Below are 17,756 nucleotides of genomic sequence, written 5' to 3'. Positions count from 1 at the left end.
ATTGATCAGGGCTATCACTATTGGGTATCATTTGACCAATCAATCGTTCGCCCTGGAGACAGGTTATCAAACATTCGGTTCTCATTAGGCTGGCTTGTGCAGTGTCACTGACGTGGCTGCTGACCCCATCGCTCGCCTACAGCTCAGAGAGCAGTCAGGTCCTGCAGGTTAAAGCCTCGGCCTACAACTCTGTTGCTGAACAGACGAATGAGCAACCGGCTATTGCCGCCTGGGGAGATGAACTTCGCCCGGGCATGAAGGTGGTGGCAGTCTCCCGTGACCTGCTGCGCGACGGTCTCACCTACGGTACCAAGGTGAGGATCGAGGGGCTCAAGGGCCTTTACGTGGTGATGGACAAGATGAACAAGCGCTGGTCGCGCAAGATCGATATCTACATGGGTGAAAACGTGGAGGCCGCACTGGAGTGGGGTGTTCGCGATGTCACCATCTCCTGGCAGGACCCTGCCTCCGAAAGCTGAGTTTCTGTTTTCCTCCGCTCTACTTCTTCCCCGATATACAGCATCGAGCCCTGAGTGCTAAGATCCCGAGTGAATTAGTCAACAATTTGCCGTACACAGGGAGAAAAAGCATGGCTATTCAGGTAGGTGACAAACTTCCATCCGTTGAATTCAAGGTGATGGGTGAAAAAGGCCCTGAGTCTTTCAGCACCGATGATCTGTTTGCAGGTAAAAAGGTTGTTCTGTTTGCGGTACCGGGCGCGTTCACGCCGGGCTGCTCCATGACACATCTGCCGGGCTTCGTGGTCAAGGCTGACGAGATCAAGGCCAAGGGCGTCGACAGCATCATCTGCACCGCGGTTAACGATGCTTTCGTTATGGATGCCTGGGGCAAGGCTCAGAATGCCGAAGAGATCATCATGGCCGGTGACGGTAACGGCGCATTCGCCAAGGCGGCCGGGCTGGAGCTGGATCTGACCGCTGGCGGCCTGGGTGTGCGCAGTAAGCGCTACGCGATGATCGTCAACGACGGTACCGTAGAACTGCTGAACATCGATGACAAGGGCATCGACAAGAGCAGCGCAGAGACTATCCTCGCCGCGCTTTAATCAGGCCAGCGAACAAGAAAAAGGGCGGGTATATCCCGCCCTTTTTGCGTTTACGCTTACTTGCTTACTTCAGGCCGAGAGCCTTGGCGTGGTGCTCAAGGTGATCGCCGATAAAGGTGGCGATAAAGAAGTAGCTGTGGTCGTAGCCAGGCTGCATGCGCAGCTCCAGCGGATGACCGGCCGCTTCACAGGCCTGCTTCAGTGCTTCAGGCTTTAGCTGTTCGGACAGGAAGTTGTCCGCTTCACCCTGATCCACCAGCAGTGGCAGACGCTCGCTGGCAGTGGCGATCAGTTCACAGCTGTCCCAGGCTTTCCAGCTTTCACGATCATCACCCAGGTAACCGCCCAGGGCTTTTTCACCCCAGGGGCAGTTGATCGGGTTGCTGATCGGAGCGAAGGCGGAAACGGACTGGTAACGACCCGGATTCTTCAGTGCGCAGATCAGCGCGCCGTGGCCGCCCATGGAGTGGCCGCTGATGGAGCGCTGATCGGTGACCGGGAAGTTCTCCTCGATCAGAGTCGGCAGCTCATCCACCACATAGTCGTACATGCGGTAGTTTTCGGCCCAGGGTGCCTGAGTGGCGTTGACGTAGAAACCGGCAGCGGAACCGAAGTCGTAGCTGTCGTGCTCGCCGGGATGATCCGTGCCACGCGGGCTGGTATCCGGGCAGACAATCGCCATACCCAGCTCGGCCGCGAGACGCTGGGCGCCGGCCTTCTGGGTGAAGTTTTCGTCGGTGCAGGTCAGGCCTGACAGCCAGTAGAGCACCGGTACGGGTTTGCTCTGCGCCTGTGGCGGCAGGTAGATCGCAAACACCATCTCGGTGCCAGTGCTGGCGGACTGATGCTTGTAACGCTTGAGCCAACCGCCGAAGCATTTGTTGCTGGCGATCAGTTCAGGTGCTGTGGATAACTCGGACATGGGAGTCTCCTCAAGGTCGCGGGAACAGATAGGACTATCGCGACGGGCATCGCTCCTACGCTACAGCTAGGAGCGGCGCCTCGCAGCGATGATGTTCCGGGTAACGATCAGAACAGGATGACGGAGCGGATGCTCTTGCCTTCGTGCATCAGATCGAACGCCTTGTTGATGTCTTCCAGACCCATGGTGTGGGTGATGAACGGATCGATCTCGATCTTGCCGTTCATGTAATCTTCAACGTAGCCCGGCAGCTGGCTGCGGCCCTTAACGCCACCGAAGGCGGAGCCTTTCCAGACGCGACCGGTAACCAGCTGGAACGGACGGGTAGAGATCTCCTGACCGGCACCGGCAACACCGATGATGACAGACTCACCCCAGCCCTTGTGGCAGCACTCCAGTGCGGAACGCATAACGTCTACGTTACCGATACACTCGAAGGAGTAATCAACACCGCCGTCGGTCATGTCGACGATGACCTGCTGGATCGGATCGGAGAAGTCTTTCGGGTTGATGCAGTCGGTCGCACCGAACTGGCGAGCCATCTCGAACTTATCTTCGTTGATGTCGATGGCTATGATGCGCTCGGCACCAGCCATGCGCGCACCCTGGATGCAGGACAGGCCGATGCCGCCCATGCCGAAGATCGCAACGGTGGAGCCCGGCTCAACCTTGGCGGTGTTCAGTACAGCACCGATACCGGTGGTGATGCCGCAACCCAGCAGGCAGACTTTTTCCAGCGGCGCATCGATCTGGATCTTGGCCAGGGAGATCTCCGGAACAACGGTGTACTCGGAGAAAGTGGAAGTACCCATGTAGTGGTAGATGGTTTCGCCGTTCAGGGAGAAGCGGCTGGTGCCATCCGGCATCAGGCCCTTGCCCTGAGTCGCGCGAACCGCCTGACACAGGTTGGTTTTGCCAGACAGGCAGAACTTACACTTGCCGCACTCGGCGGTGTACAGAGGAATAACGTGGTCGCCCGGCTTCAGGGTAGTAACGCCCGGGCCGACTTCTTCAACGACGCCCGCGCCTTCGTGGCCCAGGATCGACGGGAAAATACCTTCCGGGTCAGCGCCGGACAGTGTGAAAGCGTCAGTGTGGCAGACACCGGTCGCAACGATGCGCACCAGGACTTCACCGGCCTTCGGGCCCTGAACATCTACTTCTTCGATAGTAAGCGGGTCGCCAGCTTTCCAGGCAACGGCAGCGCGTGATTTCATGATTAACTCCTGTTCAGGATGGATTGATATCAGCGCGTAGTTTAGTCGAGCCTGTCGCTTTCATCTCTGCACAGATGGAAAATGATTTTTGCTGTGTAACAATAATGCTGGCATATAGATTTCCAGACAGCAGATTCAGGAGCAGGCAGTGCGGCGTTGGGATGCGATAGAAGCCTTTGTGGCGGTGGTGCGTGAAGGCAGTTTTTCCGCGGCGGCGGAGCGCCTTGGCGTGTCGGCCTCCCATATCAGCCGACGCGTGGCAGAGCTGGAAACCCATCTCGGCACCCCGCTGATCTACCGCACCACCCGTTCGATCCGCCTCAGTGAAGCCGGCGAACAGTATTTCGAGGAGTGCCACCGTCTGCTCGAGGGCTTTATCAGCGCTGAGGAGCAGATCAGCCGTCAGCAGGAGGAACCCAGCGGACGCCTTAAACTGACCTGTGCGGCTACCTTTGGCGAGCGTTTTATTGCGCCGCTGCTGCCGGCGTTTATGCGCCGCTACCCGCGCCTGGAGATCGATCTGCACCTGAGTAACCGACGCGTGGATCTGATTCGGGAGGGCTTCGATCTGGCGATTCGCCTGGGCACGCTTGAGGATTCCAGCCTGCTGGCGCGGCGCCTCTGCGATCGTCGAGAGTATCTGGTGGCTTCACCCGATTATCTCGAGCGCCATGGTGCGCCGCATACCCTCAGTGAGCTGGCGCACCACAACTGCCTGCTGGGCACCAGCTCCACCTGGCTGTTCCAGGACAGAGGCCAGCGCCGCGAGCTGCGGGTCAGCGGTAACTGGCACAGCAACTCGGGGCCTGCGGTACTGGCGGCGGCACGGGCCGGGCTCGGTATTGCCCAGCTGCCTGACTATTACGTCACGCCGCTGATGGAGAGTGGCGAGCTGCTGCCGCTGCTGGAGAACAACCGCTACCGTCACTCCGGCGTCTGGCTGGTCTATCCCAAGGTGCGGCAACAGCTGCCGCGCCTGAAACTGCTGTGCGATTACCTGATCGACCGCTTCGAAGATGGTATCCCCTGGCACTCGGGTGCCTGAGGCGGTCGGCTAGAGCCTTTAGCTGGGAGAGCCCTCAGCCGAAAGAGGGCTCTCAGCTGAATGGGGAGCCTTCAGCTAAATAATAAAGAGCCTCTAGCTGAAATCGGGTTGTTTCACGTAGATCAGCTCATCCACAGGAAAGCCCTCTTCCCTGGCTTTATCGAGCAGCTTGCTCAGCACCTCATCCGGCAGCGTCGGCGTGCGTGAAAGTATCCACAGGTAGTCGCGGTCAGGCCCGCTGACCAGCGAATACTGGTAGTTATCCTTGTCCAGCGACATGATCACGTAGGCGCCGTAAAACGGCCCGAAGAATGAGACCTTCAGGTGGCCGGTATCGGGAGCGTCGACAAAGTAAGCCTTGCCCTCTGCTTCCTCCCAGCGCTCTTCGCTGGCGGAATAACCGCGATTGATCACTTTAACGCCACCATCATCGCGCAGGCTGTATTCCGCCGTTACATTGTCCAAACCACGTTCAAACGAGTGGTCCAGCCGGGCGATCTCGTACCAGGTGCCGAGATAACGTTGCAGCTCAAATCCACTGACGGGCTCGACCCCCTTGGGTGTGCCGGCGCATCCGGCGATTGTCAGCATCATAAGACCCAGTAATAGCGTGCGCATCATCCTGTCTCCGCATTGAGTGGTATCTGTCATACGTAAGCTGTAGCGATTGGATTGTCTCCGATCATCTACTAAGAGATTCATGTTGACCTGAGTCAACTGAGTTTGACCGCGTATCAACCCCTCCCTAAAATTAGCGTTCTGCTTACGGTGTGCCAGGCTTTTGCTGCAAATAAGGTCTGGAACTTAATCGGGAAGCTGGTGCGTACCGCGGATCATCCCGCATGCAATGCCAGCGCTGCCCCCGCAACGGTAGAGGAGCAAGAAGCGGCGAGCGCCACTGTATCCACGGATATGGGAAGGTGTCGCTTCAGATAGCCGTCAGGCTGTCGACTCCTGAGCCCGGAGACCGGCCGCAAGCGATTTTATGGGCATTGCGGTGGGCGATTGCACAGAGACGGTCCGGTTCCGGAGCGCTTCTAGTCTATTCCCTGCAGGCCCCCTATCTTATTAATTGCGCGCGGGCGGCTCGCAAAGGGAAACCGATTTAATGAACAAGTTTTTTGTGCCAGCGGCACTGCTGCTGGGCAGCACCTCTATTTCTGCTGTTCAGGCAGACACCAACCCCGACACCATCGTTGTAACGGCCAGCCGCACGGCGCAGACCGTGGATGAGGCCCTGGCCTCTGTGACCGTGATCGATCGTGAAGAGATCGAACGCAAGCAGGTGCAAACCGTTAATGAGCTGCTGAGTACGACTCCGGGCGTCATGACTGTGGATAACGGTGGTCGTGGTAAAACATCTTCCCTCTACCTGCGCGGTACCAATTCCGATCAAGTATTGGTGATGATCGATGGTATCAAGGTGGGCTCGACTACGTCCGGTTCCATGGCGTTTGAGCACTTGGCTATCGACCAAATCGAGCGTGTTGAGATTGTGCGCGGCCCGCGTTCTTCACTCTATGGTTCCGAGGCGATCGGCGGTGTTATCCAGATCTTCACCCGTCGCGGAACCCAGGGGCTGACACCGCGTTTTAGCGCGGGCTTGGGCAGTAACGACAGTCATGAGGTTACCTTTGGGGCCTCCGGTGGCAACGATAACGGCTGGTTTAGCGCCGATATCAGTGATTACTCGACTGATGGCATAGACGTTAGAGAGGGCGTTGCTAACCACGACCCGGATGATGATGGTTACGATAACCGCTCCTGGTCACTTAATGGTGGTTACCGTTTTACCGACTGGGCCAGCGCGCAGCTGCACTGGACCCGTAATGAAGGTGATAGCGACTATGATAACTACGCCTCATCAGAGTCTGACCTGGAAACCCTGGGCGGTACGCTAAGTCTGACACCAACGGACAACTGGGCGCTCGACCTCTCCCTTGGTCGCAGCAAGGATGAAGCAGCCCAGTATAGCCGGGGCGAATATCAGAGCCATATTGATACAGAGCGCGATACAGCGTCCATCGTCAGTCATCACATTCTGAACGAGAATAACGAGCTTTCCTGGGGTGTGGATTACCAGGAAGACAAGGTCAGCAGCAGTAACGAATATACCGGTACCTCCAGGGATAATACCGGTGTCTTCGGTCTTTACCAGGTCTACCTGGGTGCCCACGATCTGGCCTTCAGTCTGCGTACCGATGACGATGAACAATTCGGTCGTCACAACACAGGCTCCATCGCCTGGGGGGTGCAGCTCGATCCGGATCTGCGACTGTTCGCCAGCTACGGCACCGCGTTCCGTGCGCCGGACCTGAATGATCTGTACTGGCCGTATGAGGATTACGGCGACTGGGGCACCTATGAGGGTAACCCTGATATCAAGCCTGAGGAGTCCAAATCTCTGGAGTTTGGCCTTTCCGGCACCCATGCGGGTGTGCAGTGGAGCGCCAACGTTTATCAGACAGAAATTGATAACCTGATTGATTGGGCGGATATCAGCGAAACGAGCACGCCGCGTAATGTTCCGCAGAACGTGGATGAGGCCCGTATCCGCGGTATCGAACTGACAGCGGCAACGCAGCTGGCTGGCTGGAACCTGGTGTCTAATCTGGACCTGATGGACCCGGAAAACCGCGAAGATGGCAGCATGCTGGATCGTCGTCCACGTCGCATGCTGAATCTGTCTGCCGATCGTGACTTTGGGGTTTGGTCAGCGGGTGTATCTACGCAGTCTGTAAGCGAACGTAATGACGGCAGCGACCAGTTGGGTGGTTACACGCTGGTGAATCTGCGCGGTGCCTACAAGCTGACACAGGACTGGAGCCTCAGAGCTCGAGTCGCCAACCTGTTCGACAAAGAATACGAAACTGCCCGAAACTACAACCAGCCCGACCGTGAGTTCTGGCTGTCAATTCACTACACCCCGGGCAGCTAAGCGGCCCGGTTTCTAATGAAAGGAGTCTTCCATGACTGAGCTAAACCGGTCACAGCAGGTCGTTATCGGCCTGGGTCTGATCCTGCTGATGGCGCTGACGCGCGGTACCCACTTTGCCAGTATCGATGCATTGCCCAGCGCCTCCTGGGCGGTCTTTCTGCTGGCCGGCTTCTTCCTGAAACAGGTCTGGTTCTTTGGCCTGCTGTTTCTGGAAGCGGTGCTGCTGGATCTGGCGGCGCTCGGTCTGGATGCGGGCATCGCCCACTGCATCACCCCGGCCTACGGCATGCTGGTGCCGGCATACCTGACACTCTGGTTCGGTGGCCGCTTTTACAGCCGTATCCACCGTGACAGCTGGAGCACTCTGGCGCCGCTGGTGGCGACCCTTCTGGTCAGCGCCTTCGTCTCCAACCTGTTCTCCAGCGGTGGCTACTACTTCCTCTCCGGCATGTTTGAGGAAACCAGCCTGGCGGGCCTGTGGACGCGTATCGAGATGTATCTGCCGGCGAAGCTGGCCAGCCTTGCCGGTTACACGGCCGTTGTCGGTGGCGCTGCCTGGCTTGCGACCCGTGGTTCTGCTGTCTCTGAGGCACGTCAGGCATGAGTGCAGACTCTAACCCTAAGAACGCCGATCAGCGTTACAAGGACCGGATGGTTCGCAAAAAGGCGGTGGTCGATCAGTCCATCGCCAGGGCGGATCAGGACCGCGGTGTGCTGCTGGTGCTGACCGGCAACGGCAAGGGCAAAAGCAGCTCCGCTTTCGGCATGCTGGCCCGGGCTCTCGGGCACGGTATGCAGGTCGGCGTGGTGCAGTTTATCAAGGGCAGCTACAGCACCGGGGAGGAGGCGTTCTTCCGTCGTTTCCCCGAGGTGCGCTACCACGTTATGGGCGAGGGCTTTACCTGGGAAACCCAGGACAAGGAGCGCGATCGCGCTGCGGCCCAGGCGGCCTGGGATGTGGCCAGCGAGCTGCTCAGCGATGAGTCGGTCTCTCTGGTGGTGCTCGATGAACTCAACATCGCCCTGAAGTACAACTATGTGGAACTCGAACAGGTGCTTGAGGCCGTGGCGAAACGGCCGGCGATGCAGCATGTGGTGATCACCGGTCGCGGCGCCCCCCAGGCGCTGATCGATGTGGCCGATACCGTTACCGAGATGCAGGTCGTCAAGCATGCGTTCAAGGCGGGAGTCAGGGCACAAAAGGGAGTTGAACTTTGACTTCAGCTTTATCCACAGCAGAGCCAAGGCGCTGTCCGGCTCTGCTGGTGTCGGCTCCGGCATCGGGGCAGGGCAAGACCACCGTCACTGCTGCACTGGCGCGGATGCACCGCAACGCCGGGCGTCGGGTGCGTGTGTTCAAGACCGGCCCCGACTTTCTCGACCCGATGATCCTGGCCCGGGCCAGCGGCCATGAAGTGCTGCAGCTCGACCTGTTCATGGGTGGGGCCGATCACTGCAAACAGCTGCTCTGGGAAGCCGCCGGCGAGGCGGACCTGATCCTGATCGAAGGGGTGATGGGCCTTTACGACGGTAACCCCAGCAGCGCTGATCTGGCTGTGCTCTTTGGCATCCCGGTGCTAGGCGTGATCGACGCGGGTGGTATGGCGCAGACCTTCGCCGCGCTGGCGCACGGTCTGGCCAGCTATCGCCCGGAGCTTAGTTTCAGTGGTGTGCTTGGCAACCGTATCGGCAGTGAAGGCCATGGGCGGATGCTGGCCGAATCCCTGCCTGCCGGAATGCACTGGTACGGCGCTCTGAGTCGCGATGAAGCCTTTACCCTGCCGAGCCGCCATCTGGGCCTGGTGCAGGGGGATGAGATCGCTGACCTGGATGCCCGTCTCGATGCGGCGGCCGAGGCGATCGCCAGCAGCGCTGGCACCGATCTGCCCGCTCCGGTGACCTTCCAGCCGCAGCGCTGCGAAGCGGTGCCGCGCCTGTTGGAGGGCGTCCGTATCGGTGTGGCCCGGGACGGCGCATTCTCGTTTATTTATCCGGCGAACCTGGCTCTTTTAGAGCAGATGGGCGCCAAGCTCAGCTTTTTCTCGCCGCTGGCTGACCAGGCGCTACCTGAGGTAGACAGCCTCTACCTGCCCGGCGGTTACCCCGAGCTGTACCTGTCGCAGCTGTCCGCAAACAGGGAGCTGACTGCGCAGGTCCGCGCCCATATGGCGGCCGACAAGCCTCTGCTGGCGGAGTGCGGCGGTATGCTTTGGCTGACCGAGTCCCTGGCACCGCTGGATGGCGAACCGGTAAGTCTCTGTGGTCTGCTGCCGGCCAGGGCGCAGATGCAGAAGCGATTTGCTGCATTGGGGCTGCAACGTTTCAGCCTGCCGGAGGGTGAGCTGCGTGGCCACACCTTCCATCATTCCAGCCTGGAGACGTCGCTGGAACCGATTGCCCGGGGCGAATGCCCCAACGGTCGTCGCGCCGCCGAGCCGGTTTATCGTATCGGCCGGATGACAGCCAGTTACATCCACAGCTATTTTCCATCCAACCCCCCTGCCATAGCGGCGCTATTTCGACCATGAGTCAATCATTCAGTGAACAGGAGCGGGCGGCGGTTTATCGCGCCATTCGTGAACGACGTGATATGCGCCACTTTGCCGATGAACCGCTGGCGCCCGAGGTGCTGGAGCGCCTCCTGCAGGCCGCCCATCAGGCGCCCAGCGTAGGCTTGATGCAGCCCTGGCGCTTTATCCGTATCACCCGCCCCGCGCTGCGCCGCAAGATCCGGGGGCTGATCGAGCAGGAGCGCCAGGCCACGGCCAAGGCGCTGGATGAGCGTGAGTCTGAGTTTCTGCGCCTCAAAGTGGAAGGAGTCGACCGTTGCGCCGAGCTGCTGGTGGTGGCGCTGATGGATCAGCGTGAACAGCATATTTTTGGCCGTCGTACCCTGCCGGAGATGGATCTGGCGTCGGTGGCCTGCGCGATCCAGAACCTGTCGTTGGCCGCCCGTGCCGAAGGCATAGGCGTTGGCTGGGTTTCCCTGTTCGACCCGGATGCGATGGGCGCATTGCTGAAGATGCCTGAGGGCAGCAAAGCGGTGGCAGTTCTCTGCATCGGTCCGGTGGATAAGTTCTATGAGATCCCGATGCTGGAGCAGGAGGGCTGGGCCAGCGCCGTGCCGCTGACCGAGCTGCTGGCAGAGAACGTCTGGCCCGGGGCAGGTCATCGCGAGTGACGGCGCTGCTGCTGTGGGTGGGGGTGCTGATCGATCTTTGGCTGGGGGAGCCGCGCCGCTGGCACCCGCTGGTCGGTTTTGGTCGCTGTGCCGACTGGCTTGAGCAGCGTCTGAACAAGGGCAGCGATTTTCGCCGGCGGATCTCCGGGTTACTGGCGCTGCTTCTGCTGGTCGCCCCACCTGTCCTTATCTGTGCCTGGCTGATGCAGTGGCCACTGCTGCAATGGCTGCTATCCCCGCTGGTGCTCTGGTTTACCCTGGGCTTTAAAAGCCTGGGCGACCATATAGAACCGATTCGTCGCGCCCTGGAGCAGGGGGATGAACCCGAGGCCCGCCGCCGTACCGCCATGATCTGCAGCCGTGACGAAGCCACGCTGGAGATCGAGCGCACCGCCGTGGAGTCGGTGCTGGAAAACGGCAATGATGCGGTGTTCGGCGCGCTGTTCTGGTTCTGTATTTTCGGTGCCCCCGGCGCGCTGGCGTTCCGGCTGATTAACACCCTGGATGCCAGCTGGGGTTACCGCAGCGAACGTTTCCTCTATTTCGGCTGGGCCGCTGCCCGGCTTGATGATCTGGCCGGCTTCCTGCCCGCCAGACTCACCGCCCTGAGTTACGCACTGTGTGGACAGACCCGTCGCGCCCTGCGCTGCTGGCGGCTGCAGGCACCACAGCATGACAGCCCCAACGGCGGACCGGTGATGGCCGCCGGTGCTGGAGCCCTCGGCCTGAAACTCGGCGGGCCGACCCGTTATCGCGGCACCCTGGTGAAAAAACCGATCCTGGGAGAGGGGCGGGCAGCGGCCTGTGAGGACCTGGACCGATCCCTTAAACTACTCCGATACAGCGTTCTGCTCTGGCTCGTGGTGATAAGCCTGATACAGTTTGTCTGGATTCTCGCTGCTGGAGTTTTTTAATGGATAACCCGGATTTTTCGGCACAGGCGCTGCGACAGGCCCAAGTCCAAATGCCGGAGCATGGTGGCCGGCTGAGACGAGCCGTGGCGGAGTATGGGATACCGCTGGAGCGCTGGGTCGACCTTTCTACCGGCATCAACCCCTGCGGCTGGACCATACCGTTGATCGATAACCAGACCTTTATGCGTCTGCCGGAAAATGACGACGAGCTGGAAGCTGCCGCTGCCGAGTATTACGGCTCCTCTGACCTGGTGCCGGTGGCAGGTTCGCAGGAAGCGATTCGCGAGCTGCCCCGCATCCGCCAACAGCTGTTTGGCGAGTCCCGGGTCGGCGTGATCGCGCCGGGTTATGAAGAACACCGTTATCACTGGCAGCTGAACGGCCACCAGGTTGAGCGGCTGGCAGCAGAGCAGATAGAGACCGAGCTGCACCGCTTCGACTGCCTGGTGCTGATTAACCCCTGCAATCCCAGCGCGGTGCGGTTTGACCAGGCTACTCTGGCTCGATGGCATCAACAGCTGGCGGCCCGGGGCGGCTGGCTGGTGATCGATGAAGCCTTTCTCGATACCGAACCTCAGCAGAGCATGATCCAGCCGCAGATGCCTTCGGGGCTGATCGTACTGCGTTCCCTGGGTAAATTTTTCGGTCTGGCCGGTCTGCGTGTCGGCTTTCTGTTTGCCGATGCAGAGATACGCCAGATGCTGAGTCGTGCCATCGGCCACTGGTCTATAGCCACGCCGTCACGCTGGCTGGCAACCCGAGCGCTCTGGGATACGAGCTGGCAGCAGGAAGCACGCACCTGGCTGGAGAGCAGTCGTCAGCGCCTGGTGAGGCTGCTTGAGGAGGCTTTGGAGGATCTTCCGGGGAGTCTTCAGGGTAGAGGGTTAGCCAGCACCGGTCTGTTCGTGACGGTACAGATCGACGATGCCGCCGAGCTGGCGCACCGTCTGGCGCAGCAGGGAATACTGGTGCGTTACTTCGAGCCATATTCAAGCCTGAGATTCGGTCTGCCGGGCAATGAACATGAATGGCGTCATCTGGCCCGGTCGTTGACCGAGGCCACCGCCGCAGAGAGTCAGATACAGGTATGAGAACAGACACCTTGATGGTGCAGGGTACCACCTCCGATGCGGGCAAAAGCACGCTGGTGGCGGGGCTCTGCCGGGTACTCAAACGTCGTGGCATCAGCGTGGTGCCGTTCAAGCCGCAGAATATGGCGCTGAACAGCGCCGTGACCGCGGAAGGCGGCGAGATCGGCCGAGCGCAGGCCGTGCAGGCCCAAGCCTGCGGACTGGCGCCCCATATTGATATGAACCCGGTGCTGCTCAAGCCCTGCTCCGACACCGGCGCCCAGGTGATCATCCACGGCAAGGCGGTGGATAACATGGAAGCGGGCCGATACCACGATTACAAGGCGGTGGCCTGGCAGGCTGTGGCGGAATCCCACGGGCGGCTGACACAGCAATACCGCTCGGTACTGGTCGAGGGCGCAGGCTCTCCCGCCGAGATCAACCTGCGCGATCGCGATATCGCCAATATGGGCTTCGCCGAGAGGGTGGACTGCCCGGTGGTCCTGATTGCCGATATCGACAAGGGCGGGGTTTTCGCCCACCTGGTCGGCACCCTGGAGCTGTTGAGCCCAACCGAACAGGCGCGGATAAAAGGTTTTGTGATCAATCGCTTCCGTGGTGATATCGCGCTGCTGCAACCGGGTCTGGACTGGCTGGAACAGCGCACCGGCAAGCCTGTCCTCGGGGTTCTTCCCTATCTGCACGGCCTGCATATCGAGGCGGAAGACGCGATCAGCCGCGAGCCGGATGCAGATAAGGCCGGCGATGCATTGAACGTGGTGGTGCCGGTGCTGCCGCATATCAGCAACCACACCGATTTTGACCCTCTGCGTCAGCATCCCCAGGTGCGCCTGACGTTCGTTGGCACCGATGATGAAAAGCCTGCTGCTGACCTGCTGATTCTGCCCGGCTCCAAAGCGGTACGCACCGATCTAGAGTGGCTGCGCGCCCAGGGCTGGGACCGCTATATCCAGCGCCACCTGCGCTACGGCGGCAAGGCGCTGGGAATCTGCGGCGGTTACCAGATGCTGGGTCGCGAGGTGGCCGATCCTCTGGGGATGGAGAGCGATCCCGGCTCGAGTGCGGGGCTTAATCTGCTGCCGTTGACCACAGAACTGGCGCAGCAGAAGGCACTGCGTAACTGCAGCGGCCAGCTGAATATCAATGGCCAGGCGGTGCCGGTGCATGGCTATGAAATCCATTGTGGGGTGTCCCGGGTCGATGCCGGTTTTGAGTCCCTGGTTACCCTGGACTACGGCGTTGATGGTGCTGTGTCAGAAGATCACCAGGTGGCCGGCTGCTATCTGCACGGCCTGTTCGAGTCTGCCGAGGCGACCCGCGAACTGCTGAGCTGGGCCGGATTGGAGCGGGCAGAAAGTATCGATTATTACGCGCTGCATGAGGCCGCCATCGACCGGCTGGCCGATAGCGTGGAGGAGAATCTGGATCTGGAGCGGTTGTTTGCCCTGCTCGATCTGGAAGGCGCAGCGGAGGAGGCTTCATGATCCGACTGATAACTGGCGGCGCCCGCAGCGGCAAAAGCACCCTGGCGGAGCGCCTCGCCGAAGAATCTGGGCTGGAGGTGATCTATATCGCCACCGCGCAAACCGGCGATGGCGAGATGAGTGAGCGTGTCGCGCTGCACCGTGAACGCCGCCCGGATCATTGGCAGACCGTTGAGGAACCGCTGCAACTGGTGGAAACGATCAGCCGCCTGCAGCAACCAGGACACTGCCTGCTGGTGGATTGCCTGACGCTCTGGGTGACCAACCTGCTGTTGTCCGAGACCGATATCCAGGCGCAGCGCGAGCTGCTCTACACGACGCTGGCTAACGCAAAGGGTGAAGTGATTCTGGTGACCAATGAAACCGGTATGGGCGTGGTGCCTATGGGTGAGCTGAGCCGGCGCTTTGTCGATGAGGCGGGCTGGCTCAACCAGGCGGTGGCGGCGGTGGCCGACCAGGTGGTTTTGACGGTGGCGGGGCTACCGTTGACGGTAAAAGGAGAGAAACTGTGATCGATCAGGCTCTCTACGGTGATGACTTTATCGGCTGGCTTGAACAGCCGCTGGCGACTCTGGATCAGGCGTCCCGCGAACAGGCGCAGGAGCGGCAGCAGCAACTGACCAAACCGCCCGGCTCTCTGGGCGAACTGGAAAATATCGCCGTGCGCTTGGCCGCCATGCAGGGGCGGGATCAACCCGCGTTGGATCGTTTGGCCATTGCGGTGTTTGCCGCCGACCATGGCGTAGCCGCCGAGGGGGTTTCCGCTTTTCCACAGGCGGTTACGGCGCAGATGATCGCGAACTTTTCCACAGGTGGAGCGGCGATCAGCGTATCGGCAAAAGCACTGGGTGCGGAGCTGCGGGTCTATAACCTGGGCACGGTCGAGCCGCTGCCGGAACTGACCGGTGTTGAGCCACGCATTATCGCGCCGCAAAGCGGAAATCTGGCCCGGGAAGCGGCCATGACCGCCGAACAGCTGGAAGCTGCTTTGCTGGTCGGACGTGAGGCGGTGGATACCCTTGCCGGTGAAGGCCGGGCGGACCTCTTTATCGGCGGCGAAATGGGTATCGGCAATACCACACCGGCAGCGGCGCTATCGGCCGTTTTGCTCGGCTGTTCTGCGGCCGAAACGGTGGGGCCCGGCACCGGCCTGAATAACGCTGGAGTACTGCATAAGGTTAAGGTAGTGGAGCAGGCGCTGGCGCTGCATCAGCCCCACAGCGATGAACCGTTGGAACTGCTGCGCCGTCTTGGCGGCTTTGAGCTGGCAGCGCTCACCGGAGCCTACCTGCACTGCGCCAAGCTCGGTGTGCCAGCGCTGGTCGACGGTTATATCTGCAGCGTCGCTGCGCTGCTGGCCTGCCGTATTCAGCCGGGTTGTGAAGACTGGCTGTTCTTCGCGCATAGCTCCGCCGAGCCGGGTTATCGCCTGCTGGCGGAGGCGCTGCCCTCGAAGCCGTTGCTGGACCTGGGGTTCAGACTCGGCGAGGGCAGTGGTGCCGCCGTGGCGGTGCCGCTGCTGCGCATGGCCTGTACGCTGCACAACGGCATGGCGACCTTCGCTGAGGCGGCAGTTTCCGGGAGTGATCGATGAGCCAGCGTATCTATCTGCTGCGCCATGGCCTTACCGAGGCGGGGCAGTGTTATCTGGGCCGCACCGATGCGACGCTGACCGAGCTTGGCTGGCAGCAGATGCAGCAGGGGCTGAGCGATTACCAGCCTGAGCAGTTTGAGGCGGTGATCAGCTCGCCGCTGCGCCGCTGCGCTGAGTTTGCGACCCACTGGGCTGCTGAAGACCAGCTAAAAATAGAACCGCGCCTGGCCGAGTACGATTTTGGCGACTGGGACGGCCTGACCGGCCAACAGGTATACGATGCGGCACCGCGAGCGCTGGAGAATTTCTGGAAAGACCCCTGGTGTTATCCACCGCCGCAGGGCGAATCGCTGGCGCTGTTTTTCCAGCGACTCAGCAGCGCGCTGGAGGATATAGAGGCGGCCTATGACGGCCCAGTATTACTGGTCTGCCATGGCGGAGTGATCCGCGCGATCCGCTGCATCATGCAGCGTCAGCCGGTTGCCCGCATGTTTAACTACGATGTCTCCCACGGCTCCCTGCATCTGTTCAGGCGATGAGTATATGAATGGCTTAAAGCGGCATCAGCAGGCGTTTCTCTGTGCGCTGCAGTTTCTGACCCAGGTGCCGGTGCGCCTGGACGGCGTGCCGGATCAGCGCACCCAGGGGCTGGCGATGCTCTACTACCCGCTGATCGGCCTGCTGATCGGGGGACTGCTCTGGCTTTGCGCTGCATTGACCATGACGCTGCCGGGGCAGGTTCAGGCGGCACTGGTATTGCTGGTCTGGTGTGTGATCACCGGCGGGCTGCATCTGGACGGCCTGGCCGACAGCGCCGATGGCTGGATGGGTGGCCTGAGCGATCGTGAGCGCACGCTAAAGATCATGAAAGACCCCCATATCGGCGCGACCGGCGTTATCGCACTGCTGCTGCAGCTGCTGTTGAAATGGAGCCTGTTGATGGCGCTGCTGCCGGTGGGGCAGGGCTTTGCGCTGCTGCTGGCGCCACTGGCAGGCCGTGCCGCGGCCCTGCTGTTGCTGGGCACCACGCCCTATGCCTCCCGTGGAGGAATCGCCAGCGCTATGCTCGCCGGACTAGAGCGCAAGCCGGTCTATCTGATCAGTGTCGGCGTTGGTTTGGTTGCGCTGATGGCGGGCTGGCTCTGGCTGGCGCTGCCGGCGTTGCTGTTCTGGCTTGCCCGGCGGGCGATGCTGGCACGGCTTGGCGGCGCTACCGGTGACACCGCCGGTGCGTTGATCGAGCTGACGGAAACAGCGGTGCTGTTCGCCGCTCTGATATCCGGGGCTTACTTTGCCAGTATCACCTCGCTGGGCGCTTCTTTCTGAGGCGGTGGCCTGTTCAGTGATGCCAGCAGCTGCTCCAGTGTCGGCGCTATGGGCTCATCCAGCTTAAGGTCGAGCAGTTCGTCGGCCCGGGTTTTCCCCAGTGTAAGAGCCGCCATCGGTTTGGCTTGCTCCTTGGCGCGGCGGCAGAAACGAAAGCCGGAATAGACCATCAGCGAAGAACCTATAACCAGAAGGGCATCGGCGCGGGTGAGGGCGTCCAAGGATTCATGGACCCGGGCTTTGGGTACGTTATCGCCAAAAAACACCACATCGGGTTTCAGAATACCGCCGCATTCGGGGCAGTGCGGCACCTCGAAACCACTGAAATCCACTTCAAGATCCGCATCGCCGTCCGGCGCGCTGGTGGCGGTGTACTGCATAAACTCCGGGTTCATCAGTGCCGAGCGCTGGTGCACAGCATCGCGACTGCAGTGGAAGTCGCAACTCATGCAGATCACATCGCCGGCACGGCCGTGCAGGTCGATGACGGCGCTGGAACCGGCGCGTTGGTGCAGGCCATCCACGTTCTGGGTGACCAGCAGCTCCACGTGGCCACGCTTCTCGAGTTCTGCCAGCGCGCGGTGGGCGTTGTTGGGCTGTGCCAACTGGATCACCGGCCAGCCGATCAGGCTGCGTCCCCAGTAGCGCTGACGCGTACTGTGGCTGTTCATGAAGTCGCCGTGCTGAACCGGCTGCTTGCGCTTCCACTCGCCGTTGCGATCCCGGTAATCGGGAATGCCCGAGTCGGTGCTGATGCCGGCGCCGGTCAGCACCAGAAGCCGCGGGTAGCGTTGCACAAACTCAAGCAGGGCGTTAACGGACTGACTCAATGGGGTTCCTCCAGCAGAGCGTCTTCAGGCGCGCACTCTCAATTACAGGTTTACTCTAAGCACTCTTTTACTCTAACGATTCTTTTACTCTAACAAAGCTGTTTTGGATTATTTCTTACGCCGGTAGCTCGCTGGAAAAACGGGGGGC

Annotated in this window: 19 protein-coding genes and 1 riboswitch; of the genes, 15 read left to right on the top strand and 4 right to left on the bottom strand. The window is 60.6% G+C overall.

Annotated elements, in window-relative coordinates; translation table 11 throughout:
• Positions 1–101: 101 nt before the first annotated feature.
• The gene (locus C4S72_RS20960; RefSeq protein ID WP_235009222.1) at positions 102–479 is read left to right on the top strand and encodes a 3D domain-containing protein; all 378 of its coding nucleotides are present in this window, start codon (positions 102–104) and stop codon (positions 477–479) included.
• Between the two features lie 110 nt (positions 480–589).
• Complete coding sequence (locus tag C4S72_RS20955) at positions 590–1,066, top strand: peroxiredoxin (protein ID WP_104005133.1); 477 nt, start codon at positions 590–592, stop codon at positions 1,064–1,066.
• A gap of 64 nt (positions 1,067–1,130) precedes the next feature.
• On the opposite strand, the gene fghA is transcribed toward C4S72_RS20955, so the two are convergent.
• Positions 1,131–1,988 carry an S-formylglutathione hydrolase gene (fghA, locus tag C4S72_RS20950; RefSeq protein WP_104005132.1) on the bottom strand — a complete coding sequence of 286 codons (858 nt, stop codon included), beginning with the start codon at positions 1,986–1,988 and terminating at the stop codon, positions 1,131–1,133.
• A 107-nt stretch (positions 1,989–2,095) separates the two neighbouring features.
• Positions 2,096–3,205: an S-(hydroxymethyl)glutathione dehydrogenase/class III alcohol dehydrogenase gene (locus C4S72_RS20945; protein ID WP_104005131.1), complete on the bottom strand. Its 1,110-nt coding sequence runs from the start codon at positions 3,203–3,205 to the stop codon at positions 2,096–2,098.
• A gap of 148 nt (positions 3,206–3,353) precedes the next feature.
• On the opposite strand from C4S72_RS20945, the gene C4S72_RS20940 reads away from it, so the two are divergent.
• Positions 3,354–4,250 (top strand): LysR family transcriptional regulator, encoded by an 897-nt coding sequence (locus C4S72_RS20940; protein WP_104005130.1) that lies wholly within the window; start codon positions 3,354–3,356, stop codon positions 4,248–4,250.
• Positions 4,251–4,343: 93 nt separating this feature from the next.
• On the opposite strand, the gene C4S72_RS20935 is transcribed toward C4S72_RS20940, so the two are convergent.
• A complete protein-coding gene (locus C4S72_RS20935) occupies positions 4,344–4,871 on the bottom strand; it encodes a lipocalin family protein (RefSeq protein WP_456085547.1) in 528 nt (175 codons plus the stop codon).
• A gap of 128 nt (positions 4,872–4,999) precedes the next feature.
• A riboswitch (cobalamin riboswitch) is annotated at positions 5,000–5,240 on the top strand.
• 118 nt (positions 5,241–5,358) lie between these two features.
• Here C4S72_RS20935 and btuB point away from each other — a divergent pair.
• The 12 genes from btuB to C4S72_RS20875 are packed head-to-tail and all read left to right on the top strand — an operon-like array spanning position 5,359 to position 16,778.
• On the top strand, positions 5,359–7,188 hold the full coding sequence (btuB, locus tag C4S72_RS20930) for a TonB-dependent vitamin B12 receptor (RefSeq protein WP_104005129.1): 1,830 nt from the start codon (positions 5,359–5,361) through the stop codon (positions 7,186–7,188).
• Positions 7,189–7,219: 31 nt separating this feature from the next.
• Positions 7,220–7,792: a hypothetical protein gene (locus C4S72_RS20925; RefSeq protein ID WP_104005128.1), complete on the top strand. Its 573-nt coding sequence runs from the start codon at positions 7,220–7,222 to the stop codon at positions 7,790–7,792.
• Positions 7,789–8,406 carry a cob(I)yrinic acid a,c-diamide adenosyltransferase gene (gene cobO / locus C4S72_RS20920; protein ID WP_104005127.1) on the top strand — a complete coding sequence of 206 codons (618 nt, stop codon included), beginning with the start codon at positions 7,789–7,791 and terminating at the stop codon, positions 8,404–8,406. The genes C4S72_RS20925 and cobO overlap by 4 nt, the downstream gene beginning before the upstream one ends.
• Complete coding sequence (locus C4S72_RS20915; RefSeq protein WP_104005126.1) at positions 8,403–9,716, top strand: cobyrinate a,c-diamide synthase; 1,314 nt, start codon at positions 8,403–8,405, stop codon at positions 9,714–9,716. Before cobO ends, C4S72_RS20915 begins: the two co-directional genes overlap by 4 nt.
• The gene (bluB, locus tag C4S72_RS20910) at positions 9,713–10,369 is read left to right on the top strand and encodes a 5,6-dimethylbenzimidazole synthase (RefSeq protein ID WP_104005125.1); all 657 of its coding nucleotides are present in this window, start codon (positions 9,713–9,715) and stop codon (positions 10,367–10,369) included. The genes C4S72_RS20915 and bluB overlap by 4 nt, the downstream gene beginning before the upstream one ends.
• The gene (gene cbiB / locus C4S72_RS20905; protein WP_104005124.1) at positions 10,366–11,283 is read left to right on the top strand and encodes an adenosylcobinamide-phosphate synthase CbiB; all 918 of its coding nucleotides are present in this window, start codon (positions 10,366–10,368) and stop codon (positions 11,281–11,283) included. The genes bluB and cbiB overlap by 4 nt, the downstream gene beginning before the upstream one ends.
• Positions 11,283–12,374, top strand: coding sequence for a threonine-phosphate decarboxylase CobD (gene cobD / locus C4S72_RS20900; RefSeq protein ID WP_235009221.1), 1,092 nt, complete (start codon positions 11,283–11,285; stop codon positions 12,372–12,374). Before cbiB ends, cobD begins: the two co-directional genes overlap by 1 nt.
• Positions 12,371–13,858 (top strand): cobyric acid synthase, encoded by a 1,488-nt coding sequence (locus C4S72_RS20895; protein WP_104005123.1) that lies wholly within the window; start codon positions 12,371–12,373, stop codon positions 13,856–13,858. The genes cobD and C4S72_RS20895 overlap by 4 nt, the downstream gene beginning before the upstream one ends.
• Positions 13,855–14,370 (top strand): bifunctional adenosylcobinamide kinase/adenosylcobinamide-phosphate guanylyltransferase, encoded by a 516-nt coding sequence (cobU, locus tag C4S72_RS20890; protein WP_104005122.1) that lies wholly within the window; start codon positions 13,855–13,857, stop codon positions 14,368–14,370. The genes C4S72_RS20895 and cobU overlap by 4 nt, the downstream gene beginning before the upstream one ends.
• Positions 14,367–15,452 (top strand): nicotinate-nucleotide--dimethylbenzimidazole phosphoribosyltransferase, encoded by a 1,086-nt coding sequence (gene cobT, locus C4S72_RS20885; RefSeq protein ID WP_327332983.1) that lies wholly within the window; start codon positions 14,367–14,369, stop codon positions 15,450–15,452. Before cobU ends, cobT begins: the two co-directional genes overlap by 4 nt.
• A complete protein-coding gene (locus tag C4S72_RS20880; protein WP_104005121.1) occupies positions 15,449–15,991 on the top strand; it encodes a histidine phosphatase family protein in 543 nt (180 codons plus the stop codon). Before cobT ends, C4S72_RS20880 begins: the two co-directional genes overlap by 4 nt.
• A 4-nt stretch (positions 15,992–15,995) precedes the next feature.
• The gene (locus C4S72_RS20875) at positions 15,996–16,778 is read left to right on the top strand and encodes an adenosylcobinamide-GDP ribazoletransferase (protein WP_104005120.1); all 783 of its coding nucleotides are present in this window, start codon (positions 15,996–15,998) and stop codon (positions 16,776–16,778) included.
• Here the strand turns inward: C4S72_RS20875 and C4S72_RS20870 are convergent.
• The gene (locus C4S72_RS20870) at positions 16,739–17,608 is read right to left on the bottom strand and encodes an NAD-dependent protein deacetylase (protein ID WP_104005119.1); all 870 of its coding nucleotides are present in this window, start codon (positions 17,606–17,608) and stop codon (positions 16,739–16,741) included. The genes C4S72_RS20875 and C4S72_RS20870 overlap by 40 nt on opposite strands.
• Positions 17,609–17,756: the final 148 nt, after the last annotated feature.

This window comes from Marinobacterium lutimaris (genome assembly GCF_900108065.1).
In the GTDB taxonomy this organism is placed as follows: domain Bacteria; phylum Pseudomonadota; class Gammaproteobacteria; order Pseudomonadales; family Balneatricaceae; genus Marinobacterium_D; species Marinobacterium_D lutimaris.
This window is presented reverse-complemented; position numbering and strand designations above follow the sequence as displayed.